Genomic DNA, 24,548 nt, shown 5'->3' with positions numbered 1-24,548 from the left:
CTCAGTCCGCCGTGGCGAGTTCCGAACGCACTTCCTCCAGAAGACGTGCGCTTTCCCCCTCGCCCAGTCGCGCGATGTCATCCTGATATTTCAGGAGCACGCCCAGCGTGTCGGAAATGGTCTGCGGGTCGAGGGCGAGCCGATCAAGCTCGGTCAGAGCGGTCGCCCAATCGATCGATTCTGCCACACCGGGCACCTTGAACAGGTCCATCTGGCGCAGGCGCTGAACATAGGCCACGACTTCCCTTGAAAGCCGCGCATTTGCATCCGGTACCTTGCGGCTTACGATTTCCAACTCACGCCCGGCCTCGGGATAGTCCACCCAATGATAGAGGCAGCGGCGCTTCAGCGCGTCATGGATTTCGCGGGTGCGGTTCGTGGTTATGATGACGATGGGCGGCTCTGCCGCCTTCACCGTTCCAAGCTCGGGAATGGTGACCTGATAGTCGGAGAGAACCTCCAGCAGGAAAGCTTCGAAAGCCTCGTCCGTACGATCGAGTTCATCGATTAAAAATACGGGTGCAGCGCCAGCCTCGCCCGATATGGCTTCCAGCACCGGCCTGCGGATCAGGTGGCGCTCGGAGAAGACATTGCGCTCCATCGCCTGCCGATCCGCGCCGCCTGCCGCCTCTTCCATACGGATCTCTATCATCTGCGCGGCGTAGTTCCACTCATAGACCGCGGAGGAGACATCCAGCCCTTCGTAGCACTGCAGACGGATGAGACGGCGACCGAGCGCCTTGCTCAGCACCTTGGCGATCTCGGTCTTGCCCACGCCAGCCTCTCCCTCCAGAAACAGCGGGCGCTGCATGGTCAGGCTGAGATAGAGTACGGTGGCGAGCGCACGGTCGGCTACATAGTCGCCTGCCGTCAGAAGCGAGAGTGTTTCATCAATGGAGCGAGGAAGCGGGCGTGGCGTCAGCTCTGGCATTTCTGCTCCGGTTCTGGCGGCCAGAGGGGAGCTTCAGAGCACCTTGTAGCCGCGATTGTGGTAAAGAAGCGGCTTCACGTTATCGCCGATGCGCAAGCCTGTCACCTCACCGAAATAGATCCGGTGCGTAGCCATGTCCCTGGATTCCACCAGGCGGCAATCGAAAACGGCCAGTGCGTTCTTCAAGGTTGGCGCACCGCTTGAAAGCACATCCCACTCGGCCTGTGCGAAGCGCTCGTCTTGCGACTTTCCGTCGAAACCGGCGAAGGTATTGGAAAGCTGTTCGTGCTGCGCACCAAGCGTATTGAGCGCGAAAACACCGTTTTCCAGAAACGCATCGTTCTGGGGATTTTCGCGGTTGAGGCAGGCGAGGATCGTGGGCGGACTGTCCGATACGGAGCAGGCCGCGATGATGGTAACGCCGCGTCGCCCCGCCTTGCCATCAGTGGTGATGACATGAACCGCCCCGGCGAACTGCGCCATGGCGTCTCGGTAAAGCTGGGGTCCTACGTCGTTTGTTTTCAGCACTGCTCATCCTCGCAACAGCGATATAGGTCTTCGGCCCTGCGGTACAAGGCACGGGGCTTATGCGCGCAATAGCGTGTTGCACGCGGGGCAGCCAGCCTTTACCAGTGAGTGCGTTTACAGATTGCCATCTTTTCCACCCGAGCATGACCGGAAGATATGCGAATAGCGGCTCTTATTTTCAGCCTGACACTGCTTTGCCTGCCTGCTGTCGCACAGGAATTACGCCTGGGCATTGCAGCTCCGCTATCGGGAAGCTTCCAGATGTTGGGCGAGCAATGGGCCGATGGTGCGCGTGTGGCCGCCCAAAATGGCGGCACCACGGTGACCTTCGAAATATTCGATACCAGATGCGATGAGGATGAAGCGCCAGCATTGGCGGCTCGCATGGTGGAGGCAGAAGTGGATGCCGTGGCCGGATTTCTGTGCACACCGGTTGCAATGGCTGCTCTTCCCCTTCTTGCCGAGGCTGGCATTCCAGTCGTGACGCCAATTCGCTCGACAGGTCTGACGGATCAGCGCCAGCGCAGCGGTTTCGAGGTTTATCGCATCGGACCGCGCGCGGATGAGGAGCGCGCCGCTCTTGCCGATATTCTGACCGAGCGGTGGCGTGAGGCATTTTTCGCCATTGTGGATGACGGCACCATCTATGGCCGCGAACTGGCCGAGACCTTTCGTGCAAGTGCCGAAGAGGCAGAGCTGGAACCGGTTTATGTCGATACCTACCGCCCGCAACTTGAAAACCAGATCGGCCTTGTCGGGCGGCTGAGGCGTGCCGGCGCAAGCCATGTAATGGTCGGCGGGGATCGCACCGACATCGCCATTATCGCCCGCGATGCAGCAGAACTCGGCATGTCGCTGACGATAGCCGGTGGTGAAGCCCTGCGGGCCGAAAGCGGTGGGGTCCCGCTGGCCGAAGGCGTTTTGATGGTCGCACCGCCTCTTTGGGAAGATTTGGCGAGCGAACAAGCGCTGGCTGCCCTTGATGAAGAGACTGTTGAGCCCGCAGGTTATGTGCTGCCGGGCTATGCAGCAGCCGAAATACTGATCTCTGCTCATCGACGTGCGCAAGATGAAGGCGGCAATATTGCAGAAGTGCTCAAGCGCCATTCCTTTAACACCGCCATCGGCATCGTCTCCTTTGACGAGAAGGGCGACCGCAAACAGCAGCTTTACCGGCTCTACCGGTATGACGGGCTGGCTTTTCAGGAGATCGAGTAGGCACGATGCGGGCGGGGACAAAAAACAGCATCACCGACATTGCAGGGCTGAAGGTTGGTAACGCCGACGATGATCGCCTGAAATCCGGCAACACTGCCATTATCTGCGACACGCCCGCTGTGGCTGCCGTGCAGGTTCTGGGGGGAGCGCCCGGCACGCGCGAGACGGATCTTCTGGAGCCGCACAATCTGGTTGAGACGGTGGACGGGCTGGTGCTTTCGGGCGGCTCGGCCTTCGGTCTGGATGCGGCCAGCGGGGTGCAGGCCTATCTGCGCGAACAGGGGCGCGGCTTCGAAGTGGCAGGCCAACGCGTGCCAATCGTGCCCGGCGCAATCCTGTTTGATCTTGCCAATGGCGGAGCGAAGGACTGGGGTCGCTTTTCGCCCTATCGCGAGCTTGGTTTCGAGGCCGCGCAGAATGCCGCCGTGGATTTCGAGACAGGCTCTGCGGGAGCCGGCAAAGGTGCAACAACTGCGGGGCTGAAAGGCGGGCTTGGGTCAGCATCAACAAGGCTTTCAAGCGGTTTCACGCTTGGTGCGCTGGTCGCGGTAAACGCGCTTGGCAGTGCCACGATTGGCTCGTCGCGCCATTTCTGGGCCGCCCCTTTCGAACTGGATGGGGAGTTCGGTGGGCTCGGCATGCCATCCCCCTTCCCTGCAGATGCACAAAGGCCCATCACGAAATTCTCCATGGACGGCAAAGCCCCCGAAGCCGGCTCGAACACGACGATCGCGGTTATTGCCACCGATGCGGCCCTGACGAAGGCGGAGGCGAAGCGACTGGCGATTGCCGCCCATGACGGTTTTGCGCGCGCATTGTGGCCCGCGCACACGCCGCTCGATGGCGATCTTGTCTTTGCGCTTGCGACCGGTTCCACGGGTCGAAAGCCCGATCTTGCCGAAGCGATCGAACTTTACGCAGCCGCCGGTGCCACCATGGCTCGCGCTATCGCGCGCGGCGTTTATGACGCGCAGCACGAAAAGGGTGATATCATGCCCAGCTGGCACCAAAGGCACGGCGCATGATTGCAGATTTCCGGCTCGCCTGCGACCATTTGGGCCAGCCAGTTGACGCCGGGTAACACAATTTAACCATTGTTTACCTTATGAGAACTGACGGTATCCTGTGGGGCGGGAAAAGGAACTGTTTCATGTTTTTCAACCGCATTTTGGCAGCCCTCGCGGCTGCATTGATTATTGCTACCTATTCCACCGGCGCTGCTCGCGCAGGTGACACGGCAACGCTCGAAGTTCTGGGCTTCAGCCCGGACGGCAAGATCTTTGCCTTCGAGGAATATGGCGTTCAGGACGGCTCCGGCTTTCCCTATGCCAACCGGTATTACATCGACACGCATAGCGACAGCTATCTGCCGGAGACACCCTTCCGGGCCATGCTTCAGGAAGATGGGGCCAGCGTCGAAGACGTGCGCGCAAAGGTAAAGGCCCTTGGCGAAACGATCATCGAAGATGACGCGCTTGCTGAGAATCCAGGCTTCATTGCCGGCAGCAACATGATTACTGAATTGTCTGCCGATCCGCACCGGATGCTGGTTCTGCCCAATTCCTACACATTGTCTGGCGCAGAAGCACTGGAGTTCCGCCTGGAGGAGCTGCCGATGGACAACGGATCATGCCACGGATTGGGCGAAGCAAAGGGCTTCCGGCTGCTGCAGGTCGCGCAAAAGCCGGGCGAGGAAACCGCACTCATCCATGAAGACAAAACGGTGCCGAAAAGCCGAGGGTGTCCTCTCGGCTACCGTCTGCACGGCGTAAGGCTGTTTTCGCCGGACGGAGCGCAGCCGGTCTATTCGGTGATGATTGCCATTCGCAAACTGGGCTTTGAAGGGCCTGACTACCGCTACATGGCGGTCACCGGCACGATGTGACTTGAGGTGCGGCCTGTCATGACTGACGCCCCACAGGCGACAAGAGCGGCAGGCCGCTCCAATCTGGATCTTCGGGTCGGGTCGATCCTTCCGGCCGCAATCCTCTGGTCGGCGGTTTGCGCCACGGCTGCCTGGAGCGGCCTTCTTCACTGGCAAACCGAAAGCTTGCGGCTGGTCGTGGTTGGCATATTCGCTGCTGGCGGTCTTCTGGCACTGCCGGCTGCGTTCATCGCCGCATATCTCGTTACGCGTTACCACCGCTTGAAGACACAAGCCTTCGCAGCCTTTTTTGTCAGCCTGACAATCATGACAATTGGCGCAACCGGCATGATCTTCGCGCTGGTCTATCGCAGCTATTATGCCGCCTGGCATGCGGAAACATTCAGCTATGTGTGGTTTCTGCAGCTTGCATTCACGACCGCCAGCGCGCTTTACCAATTCGCGACCGTGGGTCTCAGATTGTATTTTCCCCTTGGGTTTGTCGGCCTCTTCCTGTTCAGCCTGTGGTTTGCGCGCTCCTTCACATTGAGCCAACCTGCCTCCTCTGCTACGAGACAGCGCAACATTTCCCCTAAGGCAGGCTAAACGACATGATCCCTCGCTATTCGCGCCCCGAGATGGCGGCCATCTGGTCGCCGGAATCCAAGTTCCGCATCTGGTTCGAGATCGAGGCGCATGCAGCCGACGCCATGGCCGAGCTTGGCATCGTGCCCAAGGAAGCGGCCAAGACCATCTGGGACAAGGCTGGCGAGGCAGAGTTCGACATCGAGCGCATCGACGAGATCGAGCGTGAGACGAAGCATGATGTCATCGCGTTCCTGACACATTTGGCGGAGATCGTCGGCCCCGAGGCACGGTTCGTGCATCAGGGCATGACCTCATCGGATGTGCTCGACACCTGCTTCAACGTGCAGCTCGTCAAGGCTACGGATATCCTGTTGGATGATCTCGACCGTCTTCTCGAGGCGCTCAAGAAGCGTGCCTATGAGCACAAGGACACGATCACCATTGGCCGCAGCCATGGCATCCATGCCGAGCCGACCACCTTCGGCGTAAAGCTGGCACAGGCCTATGCAGAATTCGAGCGCTGCCGCGAGCGTCTTGTCAATGCGCGCGAGGAAATCGCGACCTGCGCAATTTCCGGTGCGGTCGGCACCTTTGCCAATATCGACCCGAGCGTTGAGGCGCATGTGGCCGAAAAGCTTGGCCTGAAGCCCGAGCCGGTTTCCACGCAGGTTATCCCGCGTGACCGCCATGCCATGTATTTTGCGACGCTTGGCGTTATCGCCTCTTCCATCGAGCGCCTGGCCACCGAAGTGCGCCACCTGCAGCGTACGGAAGTTCTGGAAGCGGAGGAATATTTCTCTCCGGGCCAGAAAGGCTCATCCGCCATGCCGCACAAGCGCAATCCGGTGCTGTCGGAAAACCTGACCGGCCTTGCCCGCATGGTGCGCGCTTACGTAACGCCCGCGCTTGAAAATGTGGCGCTGTGGCACGAGCGGGACATCTCGCACTCTTCGGTCGAGCGCATGATCGGTCCTGACGCGACCGTCACGTTGGACTTCGCGCTGCAGCGCCTGACCGGCATGATGGAAAAGCTCGTGGTTTACCCCGAAACCATGGAGAAGAACCTCAACAAGTTCCGTGGCCTTGTCCACTCCCAGCGCGTGCTTCTCGCACTCACGCAGGCGGGTGTGAGCCGCGAGGATTCCTACAAGCTCGTTCAGCGCAATGCGATGAAGGTGTGGGAACAGGGCGCGGATTTCCTTGAGGAACTGCTCGGCGACAAGGATGTGCGTGCTGCACTTTCCGAGGAGCAGATCCGCGAGAAGTTCGACCTTGGCTACCACACCAAGCATGTAGACACGATCTTCAACCGGGTTTTCGGCTGAAGATCGGATCGGGCGGAGATCAGGCGAACCTGATCTCCGTGCCCCATGGGTCTTGAAGGGAGCGGGCCTCACCGGCCCCCTCGCCCGTGAACAGCACATAGGATAACCCCGCGCGGTTGTGATCGCGCGGGCCCGCGCCAGCGCTTCGCCAGCTGTTAACGCCTACGTGATGATGATAGCCGCCAGAGGCCAGAAACTCAGCTTGGCTGCCATAGCGCGCCATCGTCTCCAGTCCCACGACCTCGTTCCACCACCGACCAGCCTGAGCCGGATCGCCGACGCGCAGATGGACATGGCCGATCACCGTGCCCTCGGGCGAGCCTGACCAGCCGGCATCGTCGGCAGGCAGGGTTTCCAGAAGCCCGTCCACATCGAGCGGCAAGGTCTTCATGGCAATCTGGTCGCCTTCCCACGGCCATTCATCCGCGTCGCGATCCACATAGATCTCGATGCCGTTTCCTTCCGGATCGGACAGATAGACGGCCTCGCTGACCAGATGATCCGACGCGCCTTCAAGGCGCAGCCCCTGCGATGCAGCGTATTTGAGCCATCGCGCAAGATCCTGGCGTTCTGGCAGGAGGAAGGCGGTATGAAAGAGGCCAGCCTCGCGCGTGTCATCGGGCACTGCGTCGGGCGTGGATTTGAGTGTCAGGAGCGTCTTCTCTCCTACGCCAAGCCTGATTTCGTCTGATTGCGTATCGATCTCTGTGAGGTCGAGAAGGCGCTTGTAGAACTCCGCCAGCGCGTTCGCGTCACGGGCGTTCAAGCCGACTTCCCCTATATGCAACGGCGTTGTGGCGGCGAAGGATTTGCGAGTCATTTCAATCTCCTGGGGCGCAGAGCGGACAAATCGATTCCAGTTCTTCGCGTCTCGATTCAAGCTGTGGGTTCCCTGCAAAGATGCTGAGCGTTCGGCGTCGAGACAATTGCCCAAAGCGAAGACAGGCTGTTCACCGATCGCGGCACCGGCCTGGAGCAAATGGGTTGCATGGAAGGGATGCACTGGCTAAATGCGGCGCCATGAAAGCCAAGGACGCAGATATTCTCATCATCCCCGGTTATACCAATTCCGGCCCCGATCACTGGCAGAGCCGGTGGGAAAAACGCATTGAGACAGCTCGGCGCGTGGAACAGGCCGAATGGTCAAAACCGGTGCGCGATGATTGGGTGAACACGGTTGCAGAAGCCGTGAACGAGGCGGAGAAGCCTGTCGTTCTCGTTGCTCATTCCCTTGGAGTGGCGACAGCCGTTCAGGCGCTCCCCCTGTTCAAGAAGCCTGTGGCCGGCGCTTTCTTCGTGGCGCCGCCGGATGTGGCCAACCCCAAGATTCGCCCGAAGCATCTGATGACGTTTGGCCCCTATCCGCGCGAGAAGCTTCCTTTCCCGACGATCGTCATTGCCAGCCGCAATGATCATTTCTCCAGCTACGAAGCTGCAGAAGACATTGCATCAGCCTGGGGTGCATTGTTGATGGATGCCGGTGAAGCTGGCCACATCAATACCGAATCCGGCTTTGGCCCATGGCCTGAAGGCTCGATGACATTCGCCAAATTCCTGGCCCATCTGTGACAGATGCGAAAAGCGCCTCCCCCGCCTTACGGGAGAGGCGTGCACTGGGCTAGCGGATGCTGCCACGGGCTGTAGCGATGAAGCTTTCCGCCCCCTTGGCCAGATAGCCAAAATCGCTGCCGAGCGCGAAGAACCGGTAGCCCATCCGGTGGTACTTGCCCACTTCACGCGGATCGGGACAATAAAGCGCTGCAAATTTGCCCGCGTTGATCGCCTTGGTGGCGATCTGTTCGATTGCCTCCATCATGTCGTCCAGTGAAGGATCGAGCTTTCGTCCGGAGCTCCAGGCGATCGAGAAATCGGCAGGACCGACGAAAACGCCGTCGATTCCTTCCACCGCGAGGATCTCGTCGACAGCCTCAAAGGCTTCGCGTGTCTCGATCATCGCATAGGCAATGGTTTCGTGGTTCTGCTGCTCCAGCCATTCCTGACCATTGCTTGCGCCAGAGCGCGGCATGGCGAAGACCGGCCCCCATGAGCGCTGCCCAAGCGGGGGATATTTCATTGCCGTCGCGAAGGCACGGGCATCTGCTACGCCGTTGATCATCGGAGCGATGACGGCTTCGGCACCGAAATCAAGCGCGCGGCTTGCCATGTCGAACCGTCCGACGGGGATGCGCACCACGGGATGGCAGACCTTGCGATCAATGGCACCCAGGGAACGGATGACACTGTCGTCGCTATGACCGCCATGCTGCATATCGAGCGTTATTGCCTCGAAACCGAGCCTGGAAATCGCCTCGACGGTCAAAGATTCGGGGATGCAGGACCAGGATGACAGTACCGTGTTGCCGGAACGAAGACGCTGCGCAAGTGTAGGCAAAATCATGCGTCAGCTCTTCACCTGATCAATTGCTACTTCGAGCAGTCGGACCATCTCGGCACGCAGATCCGCATCAGAAAGGCTGACGCCTGCCGCGTCGAGGTCAGCACGCACCTTGCGGAAAACATCCTCGTCGCCAGCCTCCTCGAAATCGGCTTTCACGACGTCGCGCGCATAGGCTTCCGCGTCTTCGTCCTTCTTGCCGATTTTCTCGGCCACCCAAAGCCCCAGAAGCTTGTTGCGCCGAGCCATGGCGCGGAACTTGGTCTCCTCGTCGCGTACATACTTGTTTTCAAATGCCCGTTCGCGCTCTTCCATGCTGCCCATAGCCTTTATCCTTCTTGTTGGTCTGCCGCGTACTCCCCGGCAGAATCCCACCACTGTTGGAATATTCTGCCTAAGTGACAGGCTGATCAAGGTCATTATGGGCCGGTTTGGCACCGCGGGTTATTTCCAGTTGACTTTGGGAAATGCGGATTGAGAAACCGCTCCAGTTGCGCTAGAGACCCCGTTGAAGCCACTGGGGCCTTTCTTTCAGCCGCGCCGGCATGTTCAGCATCACGCTCGAACCGGCGCCCTTTAGACCAGAGAAGCTCATGAACCGTCGCCGCCGCATCTATGAAGGCAAGGCCAAAATTCTTTATGAAGGGCCAGAGCCGGGTACGCTCATCCAGTTTTTCAAAGACGACGCGACTGCCTTCAACAAGAAGAAACACGAGATCGTCGACGGCAAGGGTGTACTCAACAATCGGATCTCGGAGTATATTTTCGAGCATCTGAACCGCATCGGCATCCCGACCCATTTCATCCGCCGCCTCAATATGCGCGAGCAGCTGATCAAGGAAGTGGAGATCATTCCGCTCGAGATCGTCGTGCGCAATGTGGCAGCCGGATCGCTCGCAAAGCGGCTTGGCATCGAGGAAGGCACCGTCCTGCCCCGCTCCATCATCGAATTCTACTACAAGGCCGATGCGCTGGACGACCCGATGGTCTCCGAAGAGCACATCACGGCCTTCGGCTGGGCAAGCCCCCAGGAGATCGATGACATGATGGCGCTTGCCATCCGCGTCAACGACTTCCTCTCCGGCCTGTTCCTCGGCGTCGGCATCCAGCTTGTCGATTTCAAGATCGAATGCGGCCGCCTGTTTGAAGGTGACACGATGCGCATTGTCGTGGCCGACGAAATCTCGCCCGACTCCTGCCGCCTGTGGGATGTCGCTTCCAAGGACAAGCTCGACAAGGATGTCTTCCGCCGCGATCTCGGCGGTCTGGTCGAAGCCTATCAGGAAGTTGCCCGCCGCCTCGGCATCATGAACGAGAACGAGCCCGCGAAGCCCTCCGGCCCCGTGCTCGTATCCTCGAAGCCCGACGACGAAACCCGCCACTAATACGAAGAGAGCGCCGTTCAGATGAAAGCCCGCGTAACTGTCACCCTCAAGAACGGCGTGCTGGACCCGCAGGGGAAAGCCATCCAGTCAGCCCTTGGGGGGCTCGGCTTTGATAGCGTAAACAGCGTGCGCCAGGGCAAGGTTTTCGACGTCGAACTGGCCACTTCCGACAAGGCTGCAGCCGAGAGCGAGCTGAAAGCCATGTGCGAGAAGCTTCTGGCGAATACGGTGATCGAAGACTATAGTATCGACATAACCTGAGGTTGTGGAAGGATACTCAGATGGCGGATGTAAGCACCGAGCTTGTTTATGAAGTTCTGAAGCAGGTTCAGCAGGAAATCCGCAATCTGGGGGACGGGCAGAATGAGGTGAGACAGGAGCTGATCTCCATCCGCGGCCAGCTCATCTCCATCAACCAGGACACGTCGAACATATACGGAATGCTTTCGCGCCAGGATGGTCGGCTCGACAAGATCGAGCGTCGCCTCGAACTGCAAGAACTGGCAGATCGCCCTCAGGAGCCATACGAACCGTCGCCATGAAATCAGCCATCATTCAACTCCCCGGCCTCAACCGCGACCGCGACATGATCGCGGCGCTGACGAAGATTTCCGGCAAGGCACCGACGGTGGTCTGGCAAACCGAGACGGAAATCCCCGATGTCGATCTGATCGCCATTCCCGGCGGCTTTTCCTATGGCGACTATCTGCGTTGTGGTGCGATTGCAGCACGCATGCCGGTCATGCGCGCGGTTGCGGAAAAGGCAGCCAGGGGTGTGAAGGTGATCGGCGTCTGCAACGGTTTCCAGATCCTGCTTGAGGCAGGGCTTTTGCCCGGTGCGCTGATGCGCAATGCGTCGCTGAAATTTGTCTGCCGCGAAGTGAAGCTTGAGGTGGCAAACGCCTCCACCGCTTTCACCTCTACCTATTCCCAGGGCCAGATCATTCGCTGCCCGGTTGCCCATCATGACGGCAATTTCCAGGCGGATGGCGAAACGCTGAAGCGCATCGAGGGGGAAGGTCAGGTTGTCTTCCGTTATGCCGAGGGCACCAATCCGAACGGCTCCATCAACGACATTGCGGGCATCATCAATGACGCAGGCAATGTGCTCGGTCTCATGCCGCATCCGGAGAACCTGATCGAAGCTGCCCATGGCGGGGACGACGGGCGAGGCATCTTTGCAGGTGTTCTGGAGCGCGCCGCGTGAAGCCTGCCCGCCACCAGCCCTTGCTTGCGGTGGCGCTTCTTGCGATCACCGCCGCACTCCTGCCCGGCTGCAACAGCGAACCTGTCGGCGGGCCGCTGGCGCTGACGGTTGAGGCCAATGACCCGGTCAAGACGCTTCAGCTCATCAACGAGAACGGCCAGCGCTGCTGGATCAAATCCGGTGGACGCGATTTCGCCGAGCTGCGGCTGATGCCGGAGCTCGACACACGCGTGGGGCGCCCGCGCCTGCTTGTCCTTTCAAGAAAGAGCATGCAGGGTCTGCCACAACTCGTCATCGAAGCAGCGGGCAGTCCGGTGAAAATCGAAACCTATGGTCCGCTCGCATCTACGGGTGCCGGTGCGCAGATCAATGCAGATATCATGCGCTGGTCCGCTGGTGCGAAAGACTGCAAGGCCTGAGGGTGCCATGACACGATTGCTGAATATTGGGGGCGCGGTGATCGGCATTGTCGCGCTGGTGCTCCAATTTTCGATAACCGTTCCTGCCTCACTGGAGGCGGGCCGCAGCCTTGTCGGCTCGATCGTCTATTTCTTCTCCTTCTTCACGATCCTGACCAATATTCTCGTTGTCCTTGTGCATGTGAGCGCCCTCACCGGACGACCCGTGGTCATGCGAAGACCTTCCTGGCGTGCCGGCACTGGCGTGGCAATTGCGGTGGTGGGCATCGTCTATCACGTCCTGCTCGCCGATCTCTGGCAGCCGGAAGGGTTGTTCTATGTCTGCGACATGCTCCTGCACTATGTGACGCCAGCTCTTTACGTGGTGTGGTGGCTGATGATGGCGGAAGGAAGCCTTGGCTGGCGTCATCTTTTCTGGTGGCTGGTCTGGCCTGTCGGGTACTCCGCCTATGCGCTTGCACGCGCGCCTATCGCTGGAGAAGTGCCCTACCCCTTCCTTGATATGGCGGTCATCGGCCTTCCGCGTGTGCTCATTGCCATTGGAGCAATCGCCCTTCTCTTCATCGCGGTTGGGATTGTCTTCCTCGCCTATGATTATTTCGTTGGACGCCGGCGCCGCCGCGCCGTTGTCAATGCCTGAAGCCCGTAGAGTTCTGAGATCATGTCCATACCAAATTCCGTTCCCATCACTGACGAGCTGATCGCCGCGCACGGGCTCAAGCCCGACGAGTATCAGCGCATCCTTGACCTGATCGGGCGGGAGCCGAGTTTTACCGAGCTTGGCATCTTCTCGGCCATGTGGAACGAGCATTGCTCCTACAAGAGCTCGAAGAAGTGGCTGCGCACGCTGCCGACGGACGGTGAGAAGGTCATCCAGGGGCCGGGCGAGAATGCCGGCATTGTGGATATCGGCGATGGTCAATGCGTGGTCTTCAAGATGGAGAGCCACAACCATCCCTCCTATATCGAGCCCTATCAGGGTGCTGCGACCGGTGTTGGCGGCATTCTGCGTGACGTTTTCACCATGGGCGCACGACCGATCGCGGCGATGAACGCGCTGCGCTTTGGCGAGCCCGATCATCCCAAAACGCGCCACATCGTTTCGGGCGTGGTGGCTGGCGTTGGCGGCTACGGCAACTCCTTCGGTGTGCCGACCGTTGGCGGCGAAGTGAATTTCGACAAGCGCTACAATGGCAACTGTCTCGTAAATGCGTTTGCAGCCGGTCTCGCGCGCACCGACGCGATCTTCTATTCCAAGGCCGAAGGTGTGGGCCTGCCGGTGGTCTATCTCGGCGCCAAGACCGGCCGTGACGGCGTGGGCGGTGCCACCATGGCTTCCGCCGAGTTCGATGCCGATATTGACGAAAAGCGCCCCACCGTTCAGGTGGGCGATCCTTTCACCGAGAAGTGTCTGCTTGAAGCATGCCTTGAGCTGATGGAGACGGGTGCTGTCATCGCCATTCAGGACATGGGTGCTGCAGGTCTGACCTGTTCTGCGGTCGAAATGGGTGCGAAGGGCGATTTGGGTATCGAGCTTGATCTTGACCAGGTGCCGGTGCGCGAGGAGCGCATGAGCGCCTATGAGATGATGCTGTCTGAAAGCCAGGAGCGCATGCTCATGGTTCTGCGGCCCGAAAAGCGTGATCAGGCCGAGGCGATCTTCCGCAAATGGGGCCTCGACTTCGCTGTGGTTGGCAAGACCACCGATGACCTGCGCTTCCGCGTGATGCATCAGGGCGAGGAAGTTGCCAATCTGCCGATCAAGGAACTGGGTGACGAGGCACCGGAATATGACCGCCCGTGGGTAGTACCGGCGTCACCTGCGCCACTTGGCGAGGTTCCTGAAGCAGATGTCGCTGAAGCGCTGATGAAGCTGGTTGGCTCGCCCGATCTTTCGTCCCGGCGCTGGGTCTGGGAGCAGTATGACACGCTGATCCAGGGTAATTCGCTGCAGATTCCAGGTGGTGATGCAGGTGTCGTGCGCGTGGAAGGCCATGAGACCAAGGCGCTGGCCTTCTCCTCCGACGTGACGCCGCGCTATTGCGAAGCTGATCCCTTCGAGGGCGGCAAACAGGCGGTGGCGGAGTGCTGGCGGAATATCTCGGCCACTGGCGCGGAGCCGCTGGCAGCAACTGACAATCTGAATTTCGGCAATCCGGAACGCCCTGACATCATGGGTCAGCTCGTGCGCGCCATCCAAGGCGTTGGCGAGGCCTGCCGCGCGCTTTCCTTCCCGATCGTGTCCGGCAATGTCTCGCTTTATAACGAGACGCTTGGTGAAGCCATTCTGCCGACCCCGACCATAGGCGGCGTAGGGCTTATTCCCGACTGGCAGCGCATGGGACGCATCGCCTTTGCGGGCGAAGGCCACACCATCCTGCTCCTTGGCGCGCCGGAGAACTGGGGTTCGCATCTCGGCCAGAGCATCTATCTGCGCGACATTCTGGGCCGTGCGGAAGGTGCGCCGCCCCCTGTCGATCTGGAGGCCGAAAAGCGCAATGGCGACCTCGTGCGCAAGCTGATCCGCTCGGGCGACGTGACCGCAGTCCACGACTGCTCCGACGGCGGGCTTGCGCTCGCACTGGCCGAAATGGCAATGGCGTCCGGCATTGGCGCACAGGTGGACAAACCGGCTGGCAGCGCGGTCGAAGCCTTCTATGGTGAAGATCAGGGTCGCTATGTGCTGACGGTAAAGGCTGACAAGGCTGATACCGTCATCGAAGAGGCCAAATCTGCGGGTGTTTCAGCCATTGTTATCGGCAAGACCGGTGGCGACAGCCTGACGTTGGGCAGTGCCGAAGCCGTTTCGGTCGAGCGTCTTAAAAATGCACATGAGGCGTGGTTTCCCGAATTCATGGGCGGCGCCTGACAAGCCTGTTCCCTGCTGGCCAACCCTCCTGCTAAAATCAGGCGGAGGGTGCCATGTATGACTGGAACGACCTAAAATATTTTCTTGCGGCGGTGCGACACGGTTCAACCGCCGCTGCCGCACGCAATCTCGGCGTCAGCCAGACGACAGTTTCTCGCCGGATCGATGTGCTCGAGCATGCGTTGGGCGGAAGGCTTTTCGAGCGCATGCCCGAGGGATTTCGCGTCACCCCGCTTGGAAGCGAAGTTCTGCCGGTCGCCGAACAGATGGAAGCGCTGGCGGATGCCCTTGGCAGTCGTGCACAGGCTCATGCGCGTTCGAGCAGGAAACATTTGCGCATTTCCACGACCTCATTGCTTGCCGTTCATCTGCTGCCGGAACTGGCCGCGCGCTATCGCACGGCGCATCCGGATGTAACGCTTGAGATAGACACGCGTGGAGCAGCCGCGGACCTCGTCCACGGTGAAGCAGACATCGCGATCAGAGTGGGAACTTTGCCGCCAAGTCCCGAGGTGTTGCGCGTTCGCCTGGGCACCAGCCTATGGGGTCTCTACGCATCAAGGGACCTCATCGGCATATGCGGGGTGCCCACGGAGGCAAGCGCGCTGGCCGACATGCCGGTGGTCGAGGGTGCTGGTGAGGTTGCCTCGATTGTACCGCTGAAGCGTCTGCGTGCTCTGCTTGGCTCCTCCCCTCCAGCCTATCGCTGCGACAGTCTGGAAGGCCTGTTGGCGATCATACGAAAAGGGTTGGCTGTCGGACCTCTTCCGGTCTGGCTTGCCAGCAGGGATGATCATCTGGTCAGACTTCCGCTGGTGGAGTGCGACACCGCGGCTCCGATCTGGATGTTAAGCCATGCGCGCAATCGGCATGTCTCCCACATCGATGGTTTCAGGAAGGCGGCAACCCGGTATTTCAAGGAGATGCGCCACCACCTTCCCGACGATCAGTCGCCGCCCCTTCAGGCAGCTTCCTCCTCAGAGGGTTTTGGGCCTGCAGCTACGGGAAAAGCCAGCTGACGAGCCTGCGCAGCGGCATCACGCACGCCCCAGCGCCTGGATATCTTCCCGTCTGTGATCTCGAACCATTCCATGGCGAGCAATTCATAGCTGTTGCCGGTGGGGTGGCTGAAGTCTAGAAACGGCGCTGTCCAGCGGCCGGTTTCGCGGAAACGAACAGCGGCTCGGTTGCCCTGGACCACGCAGTCCTCGACCTCCAGATGCATATTCAGCGAGTCATGAAGCTTCTGCCAGATGCGGGAGGCAAAATCGAATGCCCCCTTGCCCGTCACACCTTGGATCTCGCAATCTTCTGCGAACAGAGTGCGCAGCCGGTCAATGTCTCCGCGGTTCATCGCATTGACGTAGTTGTCGATGACGGCACGCAGGCCGTTTGCATCTATCTTCTGTGTCATCTTGTATTCCTCAACATCACCGCCCCAGCGGCGGCGCGTCCAGATGCGACAGAATGTGAACCTCTCTCAATCGAGATTGCCGCAGCCCCCCTCTGCAAAACTGTGGCCTGCAGCAAGGATTGGCGAGGCTCGATTGACCTTGGCTTGCCGAGCCGCCATATCTGAGGAAGGAATTATTTCAGGAGTAGAGTCACCCATGGCAATGCAAGCTGCCGAAATCGAGCGTCTGATCAAGGAAGGGATTCCGGATGCAAAGGTGACGATCCGCGATCTTGCTGGCGACGGCGACCACTATGCTGCCGAGGTCGTCTCGGAATCCTTCCGCGGCAAGTCACGCGTGCAGCAACACCAGATGGTCTATGATGCGCTGAAGGGCAATATGGGTGGTGCGCTGCATGCTCTGGCGCTCCAGACCAGCGTTCCTGGCTGAAAACCCCGCTTTCCGGCCTCACGCATTGCGCCATTGCGCGCGCTACAATAGATAGGGTCTGAACAGACAGACCATCCACTGCCGGGCCTTTAACCCGGACGAGAAAGGACAGACGATGAGCGGTATCAGCGAATTCATCGCAAATGAGATCAAGTCGAACGACGTCGTACTCTTCATGAAGGGTACGCCGGATTTTCCGCAGTGCGGTTTCTCCGGGCAGGTCGTGCAGATCCTCGATTATCTCGGCGTCGACTATCACGGCGTCAATGTGCTGACGTCGGACGAACTGCGCCAGGGCATCAAGGAATTTTCCAACTGGCCGACCATCCCTCAGCTCTATGTAAAAGGCGAGTTCGTCGGTGGTTGCGACATTATCCGCGAAATGTTCCAGGCAAGCGAGCTGAAGGACTTCCTCGCCGAGAAGGGCATCAGCGTCCAGAACGCGGCCTGATTGGCGGGGCTTCTACAGTTCAGTCGAACCAAGTCGCTTTAAATTTGGTTCGGAGTACTTATATATTGCTCCGGCGTGGCCCTATGGCCGCGCCGTTTTCGTCGGGATCATGATTTTTCTTCTCGACGCATGTCTTTCACATTTTTCCATTGCGCCTGCATGGCCTCCCCTCCCAAAAGCCACGCGACGCTTCCAGGTCTTTGGAGCACCAAATTCATGGCACAGCCATCCATTCATCCTGACATGCAGGCGAAGATGCGTATCGGGCGCGCGGAATTCATCACGCTTGCAGCCGCCCTCATGGCGCTCAACGCGCTTGCAATCGACATCATGTTGCCGGCTCTGCAGCAGATCGGCGCCGCGCTCGACGTGGTTGAAGAGAATGACCGACAGTTCGTTATTTCTGCCTATCTGATAGGCTTTGGCGGCGGGCAGTTGATCTATGGCCCCCTCACCGATCGCTTCGGTCGCCGCGGGCCGCTTCTGTTCGGGCTTGCTCTGTATATTCTTGCCGCCTCTGCGGCCATTTTCGCGCCGAGTTTCACCGTCCTTCTGGGGCTTCGCATGATCCAGGGCCTTGGGGCTGCAGCAACGCGCGTCATTGCCGTTTCCGCAATACGAGACGTGTTTGGCGGTCGCCAGATGGCTGAAGTTCTTTCCATGGTGATGATGGTCTTCATGGCGATCCCCGTCATCGCCCCCAGCCTCGGCCAACTCGTCATGATGTTTGGCGCCTGGCCCGAAATCTTCATGCTGATGGCCGGACTTGCCTTTGCCATAGCGGTCTGGGCCTATCTGCGCCTGCCGGAGACACTCGACGAGGCGGACCGGCGGCCGCTGGTCTTTTCGACTGTGTTGCAAGGCTTTCGCTATGTCGTCACCAGCCGTGTCGCGCTGTTCTACACGCTTGCCACGACTGCGATCTTCGGCGCGCTGTTCGGTTTCATCAATTCCGCGCAACAGATCTATGTCGACATCTATGGGATGGGTGACCTGTTTCCGATCCTGTTTGCGGTGGGTGCAGGCCTGATGGCGCTGTCATCCTTCACGAATTCTCGCTTCGTTGGACGCTTTGGCATGCGCCGCCTGTCGCATACCGCACTCGTCACATTCATCGCGATCAATGCGCTGTGGTTCGTGATTTCGCTCGCGGGACCCGTGCCCTTCCCGCTGTTCTTCCTGCTTTTTTCGGCCTCGATGTTCATGTTCGGCTGGATCGGACCGAACTTCAACTCCATCGCCATGGAGCCGCTCGGTCATGTGGCTGGCACGGCTGCCGCGGTGCAGGGCTTTACCACGACGCTGGGCGGCGCGCTTCTTGGCGCGATGATCGGACAGGCCTTCGACGGCACCCTGACGCCACTGGCCGGCGGCTATTTCATCGTCTCGACGGTGGGTCTGATTTTCGTGCTGATAGCCGAGCGCGGAAAGCTCTTCCAGGTGGTCAATCCGGCTGTGTAGCCGGATTGCCAGCCATTTCGGGCATCAGACTTGCAAAGTCGAAGAGGCCGCAATCCAGCAAATGGGAAGGGCGCACATTGGCGAGCGCCCGGATCATCGTGTCCTTGCGGCCAGGCATGCGTTTCTCGATGTCCGAGAGCATATCCTTCATCGCATTGCGCTGAAGCCCGTCCTGGCTGCCGCACAGGTCGCATGGAATGATGGGAAACTTCATGGCATCGGCAAAGCGCGCCAGATCGCTTTCCGCGCAGAAACTCAATGGCCGCAGCACGTTCACGTCACCCTCGTCATTGAGAAGTTTGGGCGGCATGGCCGCGAGCCTTCCACCATGAAAGAGATTCATGAAGAAGGTTTCGAGAATGTCGTCCCGGTGATGACCGAGCACCAGCGATGAGCAGCCCTCCTCTCGCGCGATGCGGTACAGATGACCGCGGCGCAGGCGCGAGCAGAGTGAACAATAGGTGCGGTTTTCCGGGATCTTGTCGGTGACGATCGAATAGGTGTCCTGATATTCGATGCGGTGTGGCACGCCGAGCGACTGGAGATATCCCGGCAGGATGTGCTTTGGGAAATTCGGCTGCCCCTGATCGAGATTGCAGGCCAGAAGCTCCACCGGCAAAAGCCCGCGCCATTTCAGATCGAGCAGGATCGTCAGAAGTCCGTAGGAATCCTTTCCGCCCGAAAGGGCCACCAGCCAGCGGTCGCCGGGGCGCACCATGCCATAATCCTCAATCGCCTGCCGCGTAAGCCGCAACAGCCGTTTGCGCAGCTTGTTGAACTCCACGCTAGAAGGCGCGTCGCGGAAAAGCGGATGAAGGCCGGCATCCTCGCCGTCCGTCTCGATTGTCTGGTGCATGGTCATCATGGCTTTCCCTTAATCCGTCCGCACCAAAAGAAAAAGGCCGCACGGGGCGGCCTTTCTCCAGAAATCGTAGAAGCGGACCAAATCAGCGCGAGTAGTACTCGATGACAAGGTTCGGTTCCATCTGGACTGCGAAGGGCACATCGGCGAGAGCCGGGACGCGGACGAACTTCGCGGTCATCTTGTTGTGGTCGGCTTCGACATATTCGGGAACTTCGCGCTCAGCGAGCTGAACGGCTTCCAGAACCAGCGCCATCTGCTTGGACTTCTCGCGAACCTCAATCACGTCGCCCGGACGGCAACGGAAGGAGGGAATGTTCACGCGGCGACCATTGACCATGACATGGCCATGGTTGACGAACTGGCGGGCAGCGAAGATCGTGGGAACGAACTTCGCGCGGTAGACGAGTGCGTCGAGGCGCGACTCCAGAAGACCGATCAGGTTCTCGGTCGTCTCGCCCTTGCGGCGGTCGGCTTCCTCGTAAATCTTGCGGAACTGCTTCTCGGAAATGTCACCGTAGTGACCCTTGAGCTTCTGCTTTGCGCGGAGCTGCTGACCGAAATCGGAAAGCTTGCCCTTGCGGCGCTGACCGTGCTGGCCGGGGCCGTATTCACGCTTGTTGACCGGGGACTTCGGGCGACCCCAGATATTTTCGCCAAGACGGCGATCGAGCTTGTACTTGGCTGAATGGCGCTTGCTCATCGCATTCCCTTTCAAATGTTTGCGCCCGGTACTTCAAGTACCGGGTGAAGGAAACGCGCCCTCCTCTGGCTCCCGTTTTGGAGAACCTGACAGGGCATTGCCTAACGCTTCAGGCAATCCCCACGGGACACGTCAATAAACAACGCGACAACCGGGTGGCCATCGCGCTGGTGGGTGAATAGGCTGGAATCAGGGCGGAGTCAACGCTCAAAGGGCCAGGAAACAGCCTTTTCAGGCCTGAAGCGCAAAACCAAAGCCGGTCATCAGCCGCGCCAGCGGCTTGGTGACATTGCCGGAGGTGACAATTGCCACATCGCGACCCTGTGGCTGGGCGTCAGGCAGTGGCAATGTAGAGGCCAGCAGGAGGGCGCGCCGTGCAATCGCTTCGGAGGTATCGATCCAATCCACCGGCCATGGCGCCATCTTGCGCATGCGGTTGACCAGAAAGGGATAATGCGTGCAGGCCAGCACCACGATGTCCGTGCGTCGCCCGTCCTTCTCCTGAAAACATGGGGCAATTTCGCGTGCGACATCGGCCTCTTCGACATGACCTTCGCGCATATATTGCTCGGCCAGTCGCGCCAGATTTTCGCTGCCGACCAGATTGACCTCGCAGCGCGAGGCATAGTCGCGGATGAGATCGAATGTGTATTGGCGGCGCACGGTGCCAGGGGTGGCAAGCACCGAGACAAGGCCGGAACGCGTGCGCTCGGCTGCAGGCTTGATGGCCGGAACCGTGCCGACAAATGTCTCTTCGGGATAGGCTGCGCGCAGATCGCTGATGACAAGCGTGGAGGCCGTATTGCAGGGGATGACGATGATGGAGGGCGCAAAGCGCGCGATCAGCTCGCCGAAAAGCGCGATCAGGCGCGCCCGCAACGCGTCTTCCTGCCAGTCGCCATAGGGAAATGCAGCATCATCGGCCACATAGACATAGGCGCGATCGGGCATCAGGATGCGGGCTTCCTTGACCACAGAAAGCCCGCCCACGCCTGAATCGAAGAAGAGGATCGGGCCTTTTGGGTTCATCAGTCCAGTCCATCCTCTTTCGCACGCTCTTCAGGTGCCCCTGCCCCGCGCGGATTTTTGGGCGAAAATCGTTCAAGCGAAGCAAGCACGCCGCGCAGCACGCCAAGCTCCTCCACCGTGAAGCGCGGGCGCGTGAAGAGCGCGCGCAGACTTTCGAGCATTCTGGGCTTCTTGTCGGCTGGGCGGAAATAACCGCGCGCTTCCAGCACCTCGTCCAGATAAGAGATCAAGCTTTCAAGATGCTGCTTTGTAGCTGGTGTCAGATCATGCTCGGGCGGCTTTACCCCGGCACCTGTCTGCTGCATCCATTCATAGGACATCAGGAGCACCGCCTGCGCGATGTTGAGAGAGGCAAAGGCCGGATTGACCGGGAAGGTCACGATCTCGTCGGCCAGCGCCACTTCCTCGTTGGTCAGCCCCCAGCGCTCGCGGCCGAAGAGAATGCCCGTTTTCTCGCCGCGCTCAAAACGACCGTGAAGTGCCTTTGCGGCTTCCGTCGGACCGCGCACGGGCTTGAAATTGTCGCGTGGGCGGGCGGTCGTGGCGAAGACGAAATTCAGGTCGGCAATGGCGTCGGCAAGGCTCTCGAAAACCGCCACGCCGTCGATGATGTGATCGGCCCGGCTTGCTGCCGCGCGTGCCTTTTCGTTCGGCCATCCGTCGCGCGGATTGACCAGACGCAATTCGCCCAAGCCGAAATTGGCCATGGCGCGCGCCACCATGCCGATATTTTCGCCAAGCTGCGGTTCGACAAGGATTATTGTCGGGCCTTCGCTCAGCATTTCGCGTTGTTTGTCTGTTCCTGCCATGGGGGCAAGCTGTTAGCGGCTTCTTCCGCTCACGACAAGCGGGAGCCTGCGGCTTCTCTGCTTCTTTTGATGTAGTAACCCGCTAACACCACCAGCCCCCTTCCCCGTGGAAGAATGCGAGCCTGTCGGAAACCAGGGAGGATGAGATGACGGGCAAGAAGATACTCATGATCTGCGGCGATTTTGTCGAGGATTACGAACTGATGGTGCCGTTTCAGGCGCTGCTTGCGGTCGGCCACAAGGTTGACGCGGTCTGTCCGGACAAGAAGTCCGGCGACCAGATCGCGACCTCGATCCACGATTTCGAGGGCGACCAGACCTATTCGGAAAAGCGCGGGCACAATTTCACGCTGAATGCGAGCTTTGAGGCCGTGAATGCCACCGATTACGACGCGCTGATAATTCCGGGGGGACGCGCGCCGGAATATCTGCGGCTGAACAGGCAGGTCATCGAGATCGTTCAGCACTTCTTCGAAGCTGAAAAGCCTGTGGCCGCCATCTGCCACGGTGCGCAGCTTCTGGCAGCCGCACGGGTTCTGGAAGGGCGCAAATGCTCCGCCTACCCCGCATGCGCGCCGGAAGTGGAACTGGCCGGTGGCGACTATCAGGATATTCCGGTTGATGGTGCCGTGACCGATGGTAACCTCGTCACAGCACCGGCCTGGCCTGCGCATCCCGCCTGGCTTGCGCAGTTCCTGGAGGTAATGGGCACGCGCATCAGCCACAGCGGCGAGAGCGGTGCACGGGCTGCGGCCGAATAGAAGCTGCCATAGCTGCCATAAATGACGGGCGTGGCCCTTCGCGCCCGTCCCTGGGAGGGAAAGTCATGTGCCATCTGTTCGTGGGAGCCGATCCAACGCTCTGGGAGAACGAAACCCGATCGCTCAGGCTTTCCGGCATGGCGACCAGTGTTCGGCTCGAGCGCTTTTTCTGGACGGTGCTTCTGGATATTGCCGAGCGTGACCATCTGACAGTCAGCCAACTTTTGCAGCGCCTTTATGCGGAATCGCTTGATGAAGGGCATGATCTGGATAATTTCGCCTCGTTTCTGCGCGTGTGCTGCGGGCGCTATCTGGCGCTTCAGCTTGAGGGTGAAATTCCCGCCGACCGTGACGTTACCATTCGCAGCATCGACGCCAAAGGGATCCTGGCGCGCGAACGCGACAAGGCGGCGCGGGCACGCGTGAAAGATGCGGTGGTTGGCGCGTCTCACCAGGCGTAGCGCTGAAGCGGTATCACCTGCCGACAAATTCCCATGGGGATGACGCGCGCGCTCGACCAATGGCCTGAGCCTCCACGCTTTGCGCTTTAGCGGCAGAATGCTATAGGGGCGCCGATACCTCACCCGGGGGGCACTTCGGGATTTCCTCAACATTTGCAAGCGTGGAGCTTTTTCATGGGCAAAATCAAGGTCGCGAACCCGGTCGTCGAGCTCGACGGCGACGAGATGACCCGCATCATCTGGCAGTTCATCAAGGAAAAGCTGATCCACCCCTATCTGGATATCGACCTGAAATATTTTGACCTGGGGATCGAGTCGCGTGATGCCACCGACGACCAGATCACGGTCGATGCAGCCAATGCCATCAAGGAACACGGTGTGGGCGTGAAGTGCGCCACCATCACGCCGGATGAGGCGCGCGTGGAAGAATTCGGCCTAAAGAAGATGTATCGTTCGCCGAATGGCACGATCCGCAACATTCTGGGCGGCGTGATCTTCCGCGAGCCGATCATCATGAAGAACGTGCCGCGCCTGGTTCCGGGTTGGACGCAGCCGATCATCGTTGGCCGTCACGCATTTGGTGACCAGTATCGCGCAACCGACTTCAAGTTCCCCGGCAAGGGCAAGCTCACGATCAAGTTCGTCGGTGAGGACGGCCAGGAAATCGAGCACGAGGTCTATGACGCACCATCTGCGGGCGTTGCGATGGCCATGTACAATCTCGACGACTCCATCCGCGACTTCGCCCGCGCTTCCATGAACTACGCGCTGATGCGCAAGGTGCCGTGCTACCTGTCGACCAAGAACACCATCATGAAAGTCTATGATGGTCGCTTCAAGGACATCTTTCAGGAGGTCTACGAGACCGAATTCAAGGAGAAGTACGAGGAAGCCAAGATCTGGTACGAGCATCGCCTGATCGATGACATGGTCGCTTCCGCCCTGAAGTGGTCCGGCGGCTATGTCTGGGCCTGCAAGAACTATGACGGCGATGTGCAGTCCGACACGGTTGCACAGGGCTTTGGTTCGCTCGGCCTCATGACTTCGGTCCTGATGACGCCGGATGGCAAGACCGTTGAGGCGGAAGCCGCTCACGGCACCGTGACGCGTCACTATCGCCAGCACCAGAAGGGCGAAGAGACCTCCACCAACTCCATCGCCTCGATCTTCGCCTGGACGCGTGGCCTCGCCCACCGTGCGAAGCTCGATGACAATGCGGAACTGGCGAAATTCGCCAATACGCTGGAGAAGGTCTGCATCGACACGGTCGAGTCCGGCTTCATGACCAAGGATCTGGCTCTTCTCATCGGTCCGGATCAGCCGTGGCTCTCCACCACCGGATTCCTCGACAAGATCGACGAGAACCTGCAGAAGGCCATGGCATAAGCCTCAATCGGCTCACCGAAACACAGAAGGCCGCGGAGCGATCCGCGGCCTT

30 protein-coding genes are annotated in these 24,548 nt (G+C 59.7%); 20 read left to right on the top strand and 10 right to left on the bottom strand.

Annotated elements, in window-relative coordinates:
- Position 1 precedes the first annotated feature (1 nt).
- Both WA367_RS08015 and WA367_RS08010 read right to left on the bottom strand, forming a co-directional pair.
- Positions 2 to 931: an AAA family ATPase gene (locus tag WA367_RS08015; protein WP_336056267.1), complete on the bottom strand. Its 930-nt coding sequence runs from the start codon at positions 929 to 931 to the stop codon at positions 2 to 4.
- Positions 932 to 964: 33 nt separating this feature from the next.
- Complete coding sequence (locus tag WA367_RS08010) at positions 965 to 1,459, bottom strand: flavin reductase (protein WP_336056266.1); 495 nt, start codon at positions 1,457 to 1,459, stop codon at positions 965 to 967.
- A gap of 156 nt (positions 1,460 to 1,615) precedes the next feature.
- On the opposite strand from WA367_RS08010, the gene WA367_RS08005 reads away from it, so the two are divergent.
- The 5 genes from WA367_RS08005 to purB all read left to right on the top strand — a co-directional run bounded on the left by WA367_RS08005 (position 1,616) and on the right by purB (position 6,454).
- Positions 1,616 to 2,677: a branched-chain amino acid ABC transporter substrate-binding protein gene (locus WA367_RS08005; protein ID WP_336056265.1), complete on the top strand. Its 1,062-nt coding sequence runs from the start codon at positions 1,616 to 1,618 to the stop codon at positions 2,675 to 2,677.
- Between the two features lie 5 nt (positions 2,678 to 2,682).
- Positions 2,683 to 3,702: a P1 family peptidase gene (locus tag WA367_RS08000; RefSeq protein ID WP_336056264.1), complete on the top strand. Its 1,020-nt coding sequence runs from the start codon at positions 2,683 to 2,685 to the stop codon at positions 3,700 to 3,702.
- Between the two features lie 125 nt (positions 3,703 to 3,827).
- Positions 3,828 to 4,562 (top strand): DUF2259 domain-containing protein, encoded by a 735-nt coding sequence (locus WA367_RS07995; RefSeq protein ID WP_336056263.1) that lies wholly within the window; start codon positions 3,828 to 3,830, stop codon positions 4,560 to 4,562.
- Between the two features lie 18 nt (positions 4,563 to 4,580).
- Entirely contained in the window at positions 4,581 to 5,147 is a 567-nt protein-coding gene (locus tag WA367_RS07990) for a hypothetical protein (RefSeq protein WP_336056262.1), read from the top strand.
- A gap of 5 nt (positions 5,148 to 5,152) precedes the next feature.
- Complete coding sequence (purB, locus tag WA367_RS07985) at positions 5,153 to 6,454, top strand: adenylosuccinate lyase (protein WP_336056261.1); 1,302 nt, start codon at positions 5,153 to 5,155, stop codon at positions 6,452 to 6,454.
- 19 nt (positions 6,455 to 6,473) lie between these two features.
- Here the strand turns inward: purB and WA367_RS07980 are convergent, their stop codons facing one another.
- On the bottom strand, positions 6,474 to 7,274 hold the full coding sequence (locus WA367_RS07980; RefSeq protein WP_336056260.1) for a VOC family protein: 801 nt from the start codon (positions 7,272 to 7,274) through the stop codon (positions 6,474 to 6,476).
- A gap of 200 nt (positions 7,275 to 7,474) precedes the next feature.
- On the opposite strand from WA367_RS07980, the gene WA367_RS07975 reads away from it, so the two are divergent.
- Positions 7,475 to 8,023, top strand: coding sequence for an RBBP9/YdeN family alpha/beta hydrolase (locus tag WA367_RS07975; RefSeq protein WP_336056259.1), 549 nt, complete (start codon positions 7,475 to 7,477; stop codon positions 8,021 to 8,023).
- Between the two features lie 49 nt (positions 8,024 to 8,072).
- On the opposite strand, the gene WA367_RS07970 is transcribed toward WA367_RS07975, so the two are convergent.
- Together WA367_RS07970 and WA367_RS07965 are read right to left on the bottom strand one after the other, a co-directional pair.
- A complete protein-coding gene (locus WA367_RS07970; RefSeq protein ID WP_336057069.1) occupies positions 8,073 to 8,849 on the bottom strand; it encodes an HpcH/HpaI aldolase family protein in 777 nt (258 codons plus the stop codon).
- Positions 8,850 to 8,855: 6 nt separating this feature from the next.
- On the bottom strand, positions 8,856 to 9,173 hold the full coding sequence (locus WA367_RS07965) for a DUF1476 domain-containing protein (RefSeq protein WP_336056258.1): 318 nt from the start codon (positions 9,171 to 9,173) through the stop codon (positions 8,856 to 8,858).
- Positions 9,174 to 9,442: 269 nt separating this feature from the next.
- Between WA367_RS07965 and purC the strand changes: the two genes are divergently transcribed.
- Genes purC through WA367_RS07925 form a run of 8 tightly spaced genes read left to right on the top strand, consistent with a single transcriptional unit; the run spans position 9,443 to position 15,748 of the window.
- Positions 9,443 to 10,234 carry a phosphoribosylaminoimidazolesuccinocarboxamide synthase gene (gene purC, locus WA367_RS07960; protein WP_336056257.1) on the top strand — a complete coding sequence of 264 codons (792 nt, stop codon included), beginning with the start codon at positions 9,443 to 9,445 and terminating at the stop codon, positions 10,232 to 10,234.
- A 21-nt stretch (positions 10,235 to 10,255) separates the two neighbouring features.
- Positions 10,256 to 10,495, top strand: a complete 240-nt coding sequence (gene purS / locus WA367_RS07955; RefSeq protein ID WP_336056256.1) for a phosphoribosylformylglycinamidine synthase subunit PurS — start codon at positions 10,256 to 10,258, stop codon at positions 10,493 to 10,495.
- Between the two features lie 20 nt (positions 10,496 to 10,515).
- Positions 10,516 to 10,776, top strand: a complete 261-nt coding sequence (locus WA367_RS07950) for a hypothetical protein (protein WP_336056255.1) — start codon at positions 10,516 to 10,518, stop codon at positions 10,774 to 10,776.
- A complete protein-coding gene (gene purQ / locus WA367_RS07945; protein ID WP_336056254.1) occupies positions 10,773 to 11,441 on the top strand; it encodes a phosphoribosylformylglycinamidine synthase subunit PurQ in 669 nt (222 codons plus the stop codon). Before WA367_RS07950 ends, purQ begins: the two co-directional genes overlap by 4 nt.
- The gene (locus WA367_RS07940; RefSeq protein ID WP_336056253.1) at positions 11,438 to 11,860 is read left to right on the top strand and encodes a hypothetical protein; all 423 of its coding nucleotides are present in this window, start codon (positions 11,438 to 11,440) and stop codon (positions 11,858 to 11,860) included. Before purQ ends, WA367_RS07940 begins: the two co-directional genes overlap by 4 nt.
- Positions 11,861 to 11,867: 7 nt before the next feature.
- Entirely contained in the window at positions 11,868 to 12,500 is a 633-nt protein-coding gene (locus WA367_RS07935; RefSeq protein WP_336056252.1) for a Pr6Pr family membrane protein, read from the top strand.
- Between the two features lie 21 nt (positions 12,501 to 12,521).
- Entirely contained in the window at positions 12,522 to 14,729 is a 2,208-nt protein-coding gene (gene purL, locus WA367_RS07930; RefSeq protein ID WP_336056251.1) for a phosphoribosylformylglycinamidine synthase subunit PurL, read from the top strand.
- 53 nt (positions 14,730 to 14,782) lie between these two features.
- The gene (locus WA367_RS07925; protein WP_336056250.1) at positions 14,783 to 15,748 is read left to right on the top strand and encodes a LysR family transcriptional regulator; all 966 of its coding nucleotides are present in this window, start codon (positions 14,783 to 14,785) and stop codon (positions 15,746 to 15,748) included.
- Here WA367_RS07925 and WA367_RS07920 read toward each other — a convergent pair.
- A complete protein-coding gene (locus WA367_RS07920; protein WP_336056249.1) occupies positions 15,691 to 16,143 on the bottom strand; it encodes an ester cyclase in 453 nt (150 codons plus the stop codon). The genes WA367_RS07925 and WA367_RS07920 overlap by 58 nt on opposite strands.
- Positions 16,144 to 16,339: 196 nt before the next feature.
- Here WA367_RS07920 and WA367_RS07915 point away from each other — a divergent pair, with 196 nt between their 5' ends.
- The 3 genes from WA367_RS07915 to WA367_RS07905 all read left to right on the top strand — a co-directional run bounded on the left by WA367_RS07915 (position 16,340) and on the right by WA367_RS07905 (position 18,485).
- Positions 16,340 to 16,573 (top strand): BolA family protein, encoded by a 234-nt coding sequence (locus tag WA367_RS07915; protein ID WP_336056248.1) that lies wholly within the window; start codon positions 16,340 to 16,342, stop codon positions 16,571 to 16,573.
- 115 nt (positions 16,574 to 16,688) lie between these two features.
- Positions 16,689 to 17,024, top strand: coding sequence for a Grx4 family monothiol glutaredoxin (gene grxD / locus WA367_RS07910; RefSeq protein ID WP_036480961.1), 336 nt, complete (start codon positions 16,689 to 16,691; stop codon positions 17,022 to 17,024).
- A 216-nt stretch (positions 17,025 to 17,240) separates the two neighbouring features.
- Positions 17,241 to 18,485, top strand: coding sequence for a multidrug effflux MFS transporter (locus WA367_RS07905; RefSeq protein WP_336056247.1), 1,245 nt, complete (start codon positions 17,241 to 17,243; stop codon positions 18,483 to 18,485).
- On the opposite strand, the gene ttcA is transcribed toward WA367_RS07905, so the two are convergent.
- The 4 genes from ttcA to WA367_RS07885 all read right to left on the bottom strand — a co-directional run bounded on the left by ttcA (position 18,469) and on the right by WA367_RS07885 (position 21,888).
- A complete protein-coding gene (gene ttcA, locus WA367_RS07900) occupies positions 18,469 to 19,347 on the bottom strand; it encodes a tRNA 2-thiocytidine(32) synthetase TtcA (RefSeq protein WP_442935563.1) in 879 nt (292 codons plus the stop codon). The two genes, WA367_RS07905 and ttcA, sit on opposite strands and share 17 nt — an antisense overlap.
- Positions 19,348 to 19,432: 85 nt before the next feature.
- Positions 19,433 to 20,050: a 30S ribosomal protein S4 gene (gene rpsD, locus WA367_RS07895; RefSeq protein ID WP_036480963.1), complete on the bottom strand. Its 618-nt coding sequence runs from the start codon at positions 20,048 to 20,050 to the stop codon at positions 19,433 to 19,435.
- Positions 20,051 to 20,281: 231 nt separating this feature from the next.
- Positions 20,282 to 21,079, bottom strand: a complete 798-nt coding sequence (gene murI, locus WA367_RS07890; RefSeq protein WP_336056245.1) for a glutamate racemase — start codon at positions 21,077 to 21,079, stop codon at positions 20,282 to 20,284.
- Positions 21,079 to 21,888, bottom strand: coding sequence for an RNA methyltransferase (locus WA367_RS07885; protein WP_336056244.1), 810 nt, complete (start codon positions 21,886 to 21,888; stop codon positions 21,079 to 21,081). The genes murI and WA367_RS07885 overlap by 1 nt, the downstream gene beginning before the upstream one ends.
- 146 nt (positions 21,889 to 22,034) lie before the next feature.
- Here WA367_RS07885 and WA367_RS07880 point away from each other — a divergent pair, with 146 nt between their 5' ends.
- The 3 genes from WA367_RS07880 to WA367_RS07870 all read left to right on the top strand — a co-directional run bounded on the left by WA367_RS07880 (position 22,035) and on the right by WA367_RS07870 (position 24,496).
- Complete coding sequence (locus WA367_RS07880) at positions 22,035 to 22,649, top strand: DJ-1/PfpI family protein (RefSeq protein WP_336056243.1); 615 nt, start codon at positions 22,035 to 22,037, stop codon at positions 22,647 to 22,649.
- Positions 22,650 to 22,714: 65 nt separating this feature from the next.
- Entirely contained in the window at positions 22,715 to 23,110 is a 396-nt protein-coding gene (locus WA367_RS07875; RefSeq protein ID WP_336056242.1) for a ribbon-helix-helix domain-containing protein, read from the top strand.
- Positions 23,111 to 23,284: 174 nt separating this feature from the next.
- The gene (locus WA367_RS07870; protein ID WP_336056241.1) at positions 23,285 to 24,496 is read left to right on the top strand and encodes an NADP-dependent isocitrate dehydrogenase; all 1,212 of its coding nucleotides are present in this window, start codon (positions 23,285 to 23,287) and stop codon (positions 24,494 to 24,496) included.
- Positions 24,497 to 24,548 lie beyond the last annotated feature (52 nt).

The sequence above is a fragment of the Nitratireductor sp. CH_MIT9313-5 genome, assembly GCF_037029545.1.
Taxonomy (GTDB): Bacteria; Pseudomonadota; Alphaproteobacteria; order Rhizobiales; family Rhizobiaceae; genus Chelativorans.
This window is presented reverse-complemented; position numbering and strand designations above follow the sequence as displayed.

What these genes read in the sequence shown, in the direction of transcription:
- WA367_RS07990 (WP_336056262.1), top strand. Translation starts at nt 4,581, where the DNA reads ATGACTGACGCCCCACAGGCGACAAGAGCGGCAGGCCGCTCCAATCTG.
- WA367_RS07915 (WP_336056248.1), top strand. Translation starts at nt 16,340, where the DNA reads ATGGCAATGCAAGCTGCCGAAATCGAGCGTCTGATCAAGGAAGGGATT.
- WA367_RS07875 (WP_336056242.1), top strand. Translation starts at nt 22,715, where the DNA reads ATGTGCCATCTGTTCGTGGGAGCCGATCCAACGCTCTGGGAGAACGAA.
- WA367_RS07980 (WP_336056260.1), bottom strand. Translation starts at nt 7,274, where the DNA reads ATGACTCGCAAATCCTTCGCCGCCACAACGCCGTTGCATATAGGGGAA.
- WA367_RS07905 (WP_336056247.1), top strand. Translation starts at nt 17,241, where the DNA reads ATGGCACAGCCATCCATTCATCCTGACATGCAGGCGAAGATGCGTATC.
- WA367_RS07935 (WP_336056252.1), top strand. Translation starts at nt 11,868, where the DNA reads ATGACACGATTGCTGAATATTGGGGGCGCGGTGATCGGCATTGTCGCG.
- purQ (WP_336056254.1), top strand. Translation starts at nt 10,773, where the DNA reads ATGAAATCAGCCATCATTCAACTCCCCGGCCTCAACCGCGACCGCGAC.
- WA367_RS07965 (WP_336056258.1), bottom strand. Translation starts at nt 9,173, where the DNA reads ATGGGCAGCATGGAAGAGCGCGAACGGGCATTTGAAAACAAGTATGTA.
- purL (WP_336056251.1), top strand. Translation starts at nt 12,522, where the DNA reads ATGTCCATACCAAATTCCGTTCCCATCACTGACGAGCTGATCGCCGCG.
- purB (WP_336056261.1), top strand. Translation starts at nt 5,153, where the DNA reads ATGATCCCTCGCTATTCGCGCCCCGAGATGGCGGCCATCTGGTCGCCG.
- WA367_RS08000 (WP_336056264.1), top strand. Translation starts at nt 2,683, where the DNA reads ATGCGGGCGGGGACAAAAAACAGCATCACCGACATTGCAGGGCTGAAG.
- WA367_RS07950 (WP_336056255.1), top strand. Translation starts at nt 10,516, where the DNA reads ATGGCGGATGTAAGCACCGAGCTTGTTTATGAAGTTCTGAAGCAGGTT.
- grxD (WP_036480961.1), top strand. Translation starts at nt 16,689, where the DNA reads ATGAGCGGTATCAGCGAATTCATCGCAAATGAGATCAAGTCGAACGAC.
- murI (WP_336056245.1), bottom strand. Translation starts at nt 21,079, where the DNA reads ATGAACCCAAAAGGCCCGATCCTCTTCTTCGATTCAGGCGTGGGCGGG.
- purS (WP_336056256.1), top strand. Translation starts at nt 10,256, where the DNA reads ATGAAAGCCCGCGTAACTGTCACCCTCAAGAACGGCGTGCTGGACCCG.
- WA367_RS08005 (WP_336056265.1), top strand. Translation starts at nt 1,616, where the DNA reads ATGCGAATAGCGGCTCTTATTTTCAGCCTGACACTGCTTTGCCTGCCT.
- ttcA (WP_442935563.1), bottom strand. Translation starts at nt 19,347, where the DNA reads ATGACCATGCACCAGACAATCGAGACGGACGGCGAGGATGCCGGCCTT.
- WA367_RS07870 (WP_336056241.1), top strand. Translation starts at nt 23,285, where the DNA reads ATGGGCAAAATCAAGGTCGCGAACCCGGTCGTCGAGCTCGACGGCGAC.
- WA367_RS08015 (WP_336056267.1), bottom strand. Translation starts at nt 931, where the DNA reads ATGCCAGAGCTGACGCCACGCCCGCTTCCTCGCTCCATTGATGAAACA.
- WA367_RS07880 (WP_336056243.1), top strand. Translation starts at nt 22,035, where the DNA reads ATGACGGGCAAGAAGATACTCATGATCTGCGGCGATTTTGTCGAGGAT.
- WA367_RS07925 (WP_336056250.1), top strand. Translation starts at nt 14,783, where the DNA reads ATGTATGACTGGAACGACCTAAAATATTTTCTTGCGGCGGTGCGACAC.
- purC (WP_336056257.1), top strand. Translation starts at nt 9,443, where the DNA reads ATGAACCGTCGCCGCCGCATCTATGAAGGCAAGGCCAAAATTCTTTAT.
- rpsD (WP_036480963.1), bottom strand. Translation starts at nt 20,050, where the DNA reads ATGAGCAAGCGCCATTCAGCCAAGTACAAGCTCGATCGCCGTCTTGGC.
- WA367_RS07920 (WP_336056249.1), bottom strand. Translation starts at nt 16,143, where the DNA reads ATGACACAGAAGATAGATGCAAACGGCCTGCGTGCCGTCATCGACAAC.
- WA367_RS07975 (WP_336056259.1), top strand. Translation starts at nt 7,475, where the DNA reads ATGAAAGCCAAGGACGCAGATATTCTCATCATCCCCGGTTATACCAAT.
- WA367_RS07885 (WP_336056244.1), bottom strand. Translation starts at nt 21,888, where the DNA reads ATGGCAGGAACAGACAAACAACGCGAAATGCTGAGCGAAGGCCCGACA.
- WA367_RS07995 (WP_336056263.1), top strand. Translation starts at nt 3,828, where the DNA reads ATGTTTTTCAACCGCATTTTGGCAGCCCTCGCGGCTGCATTGATTATT.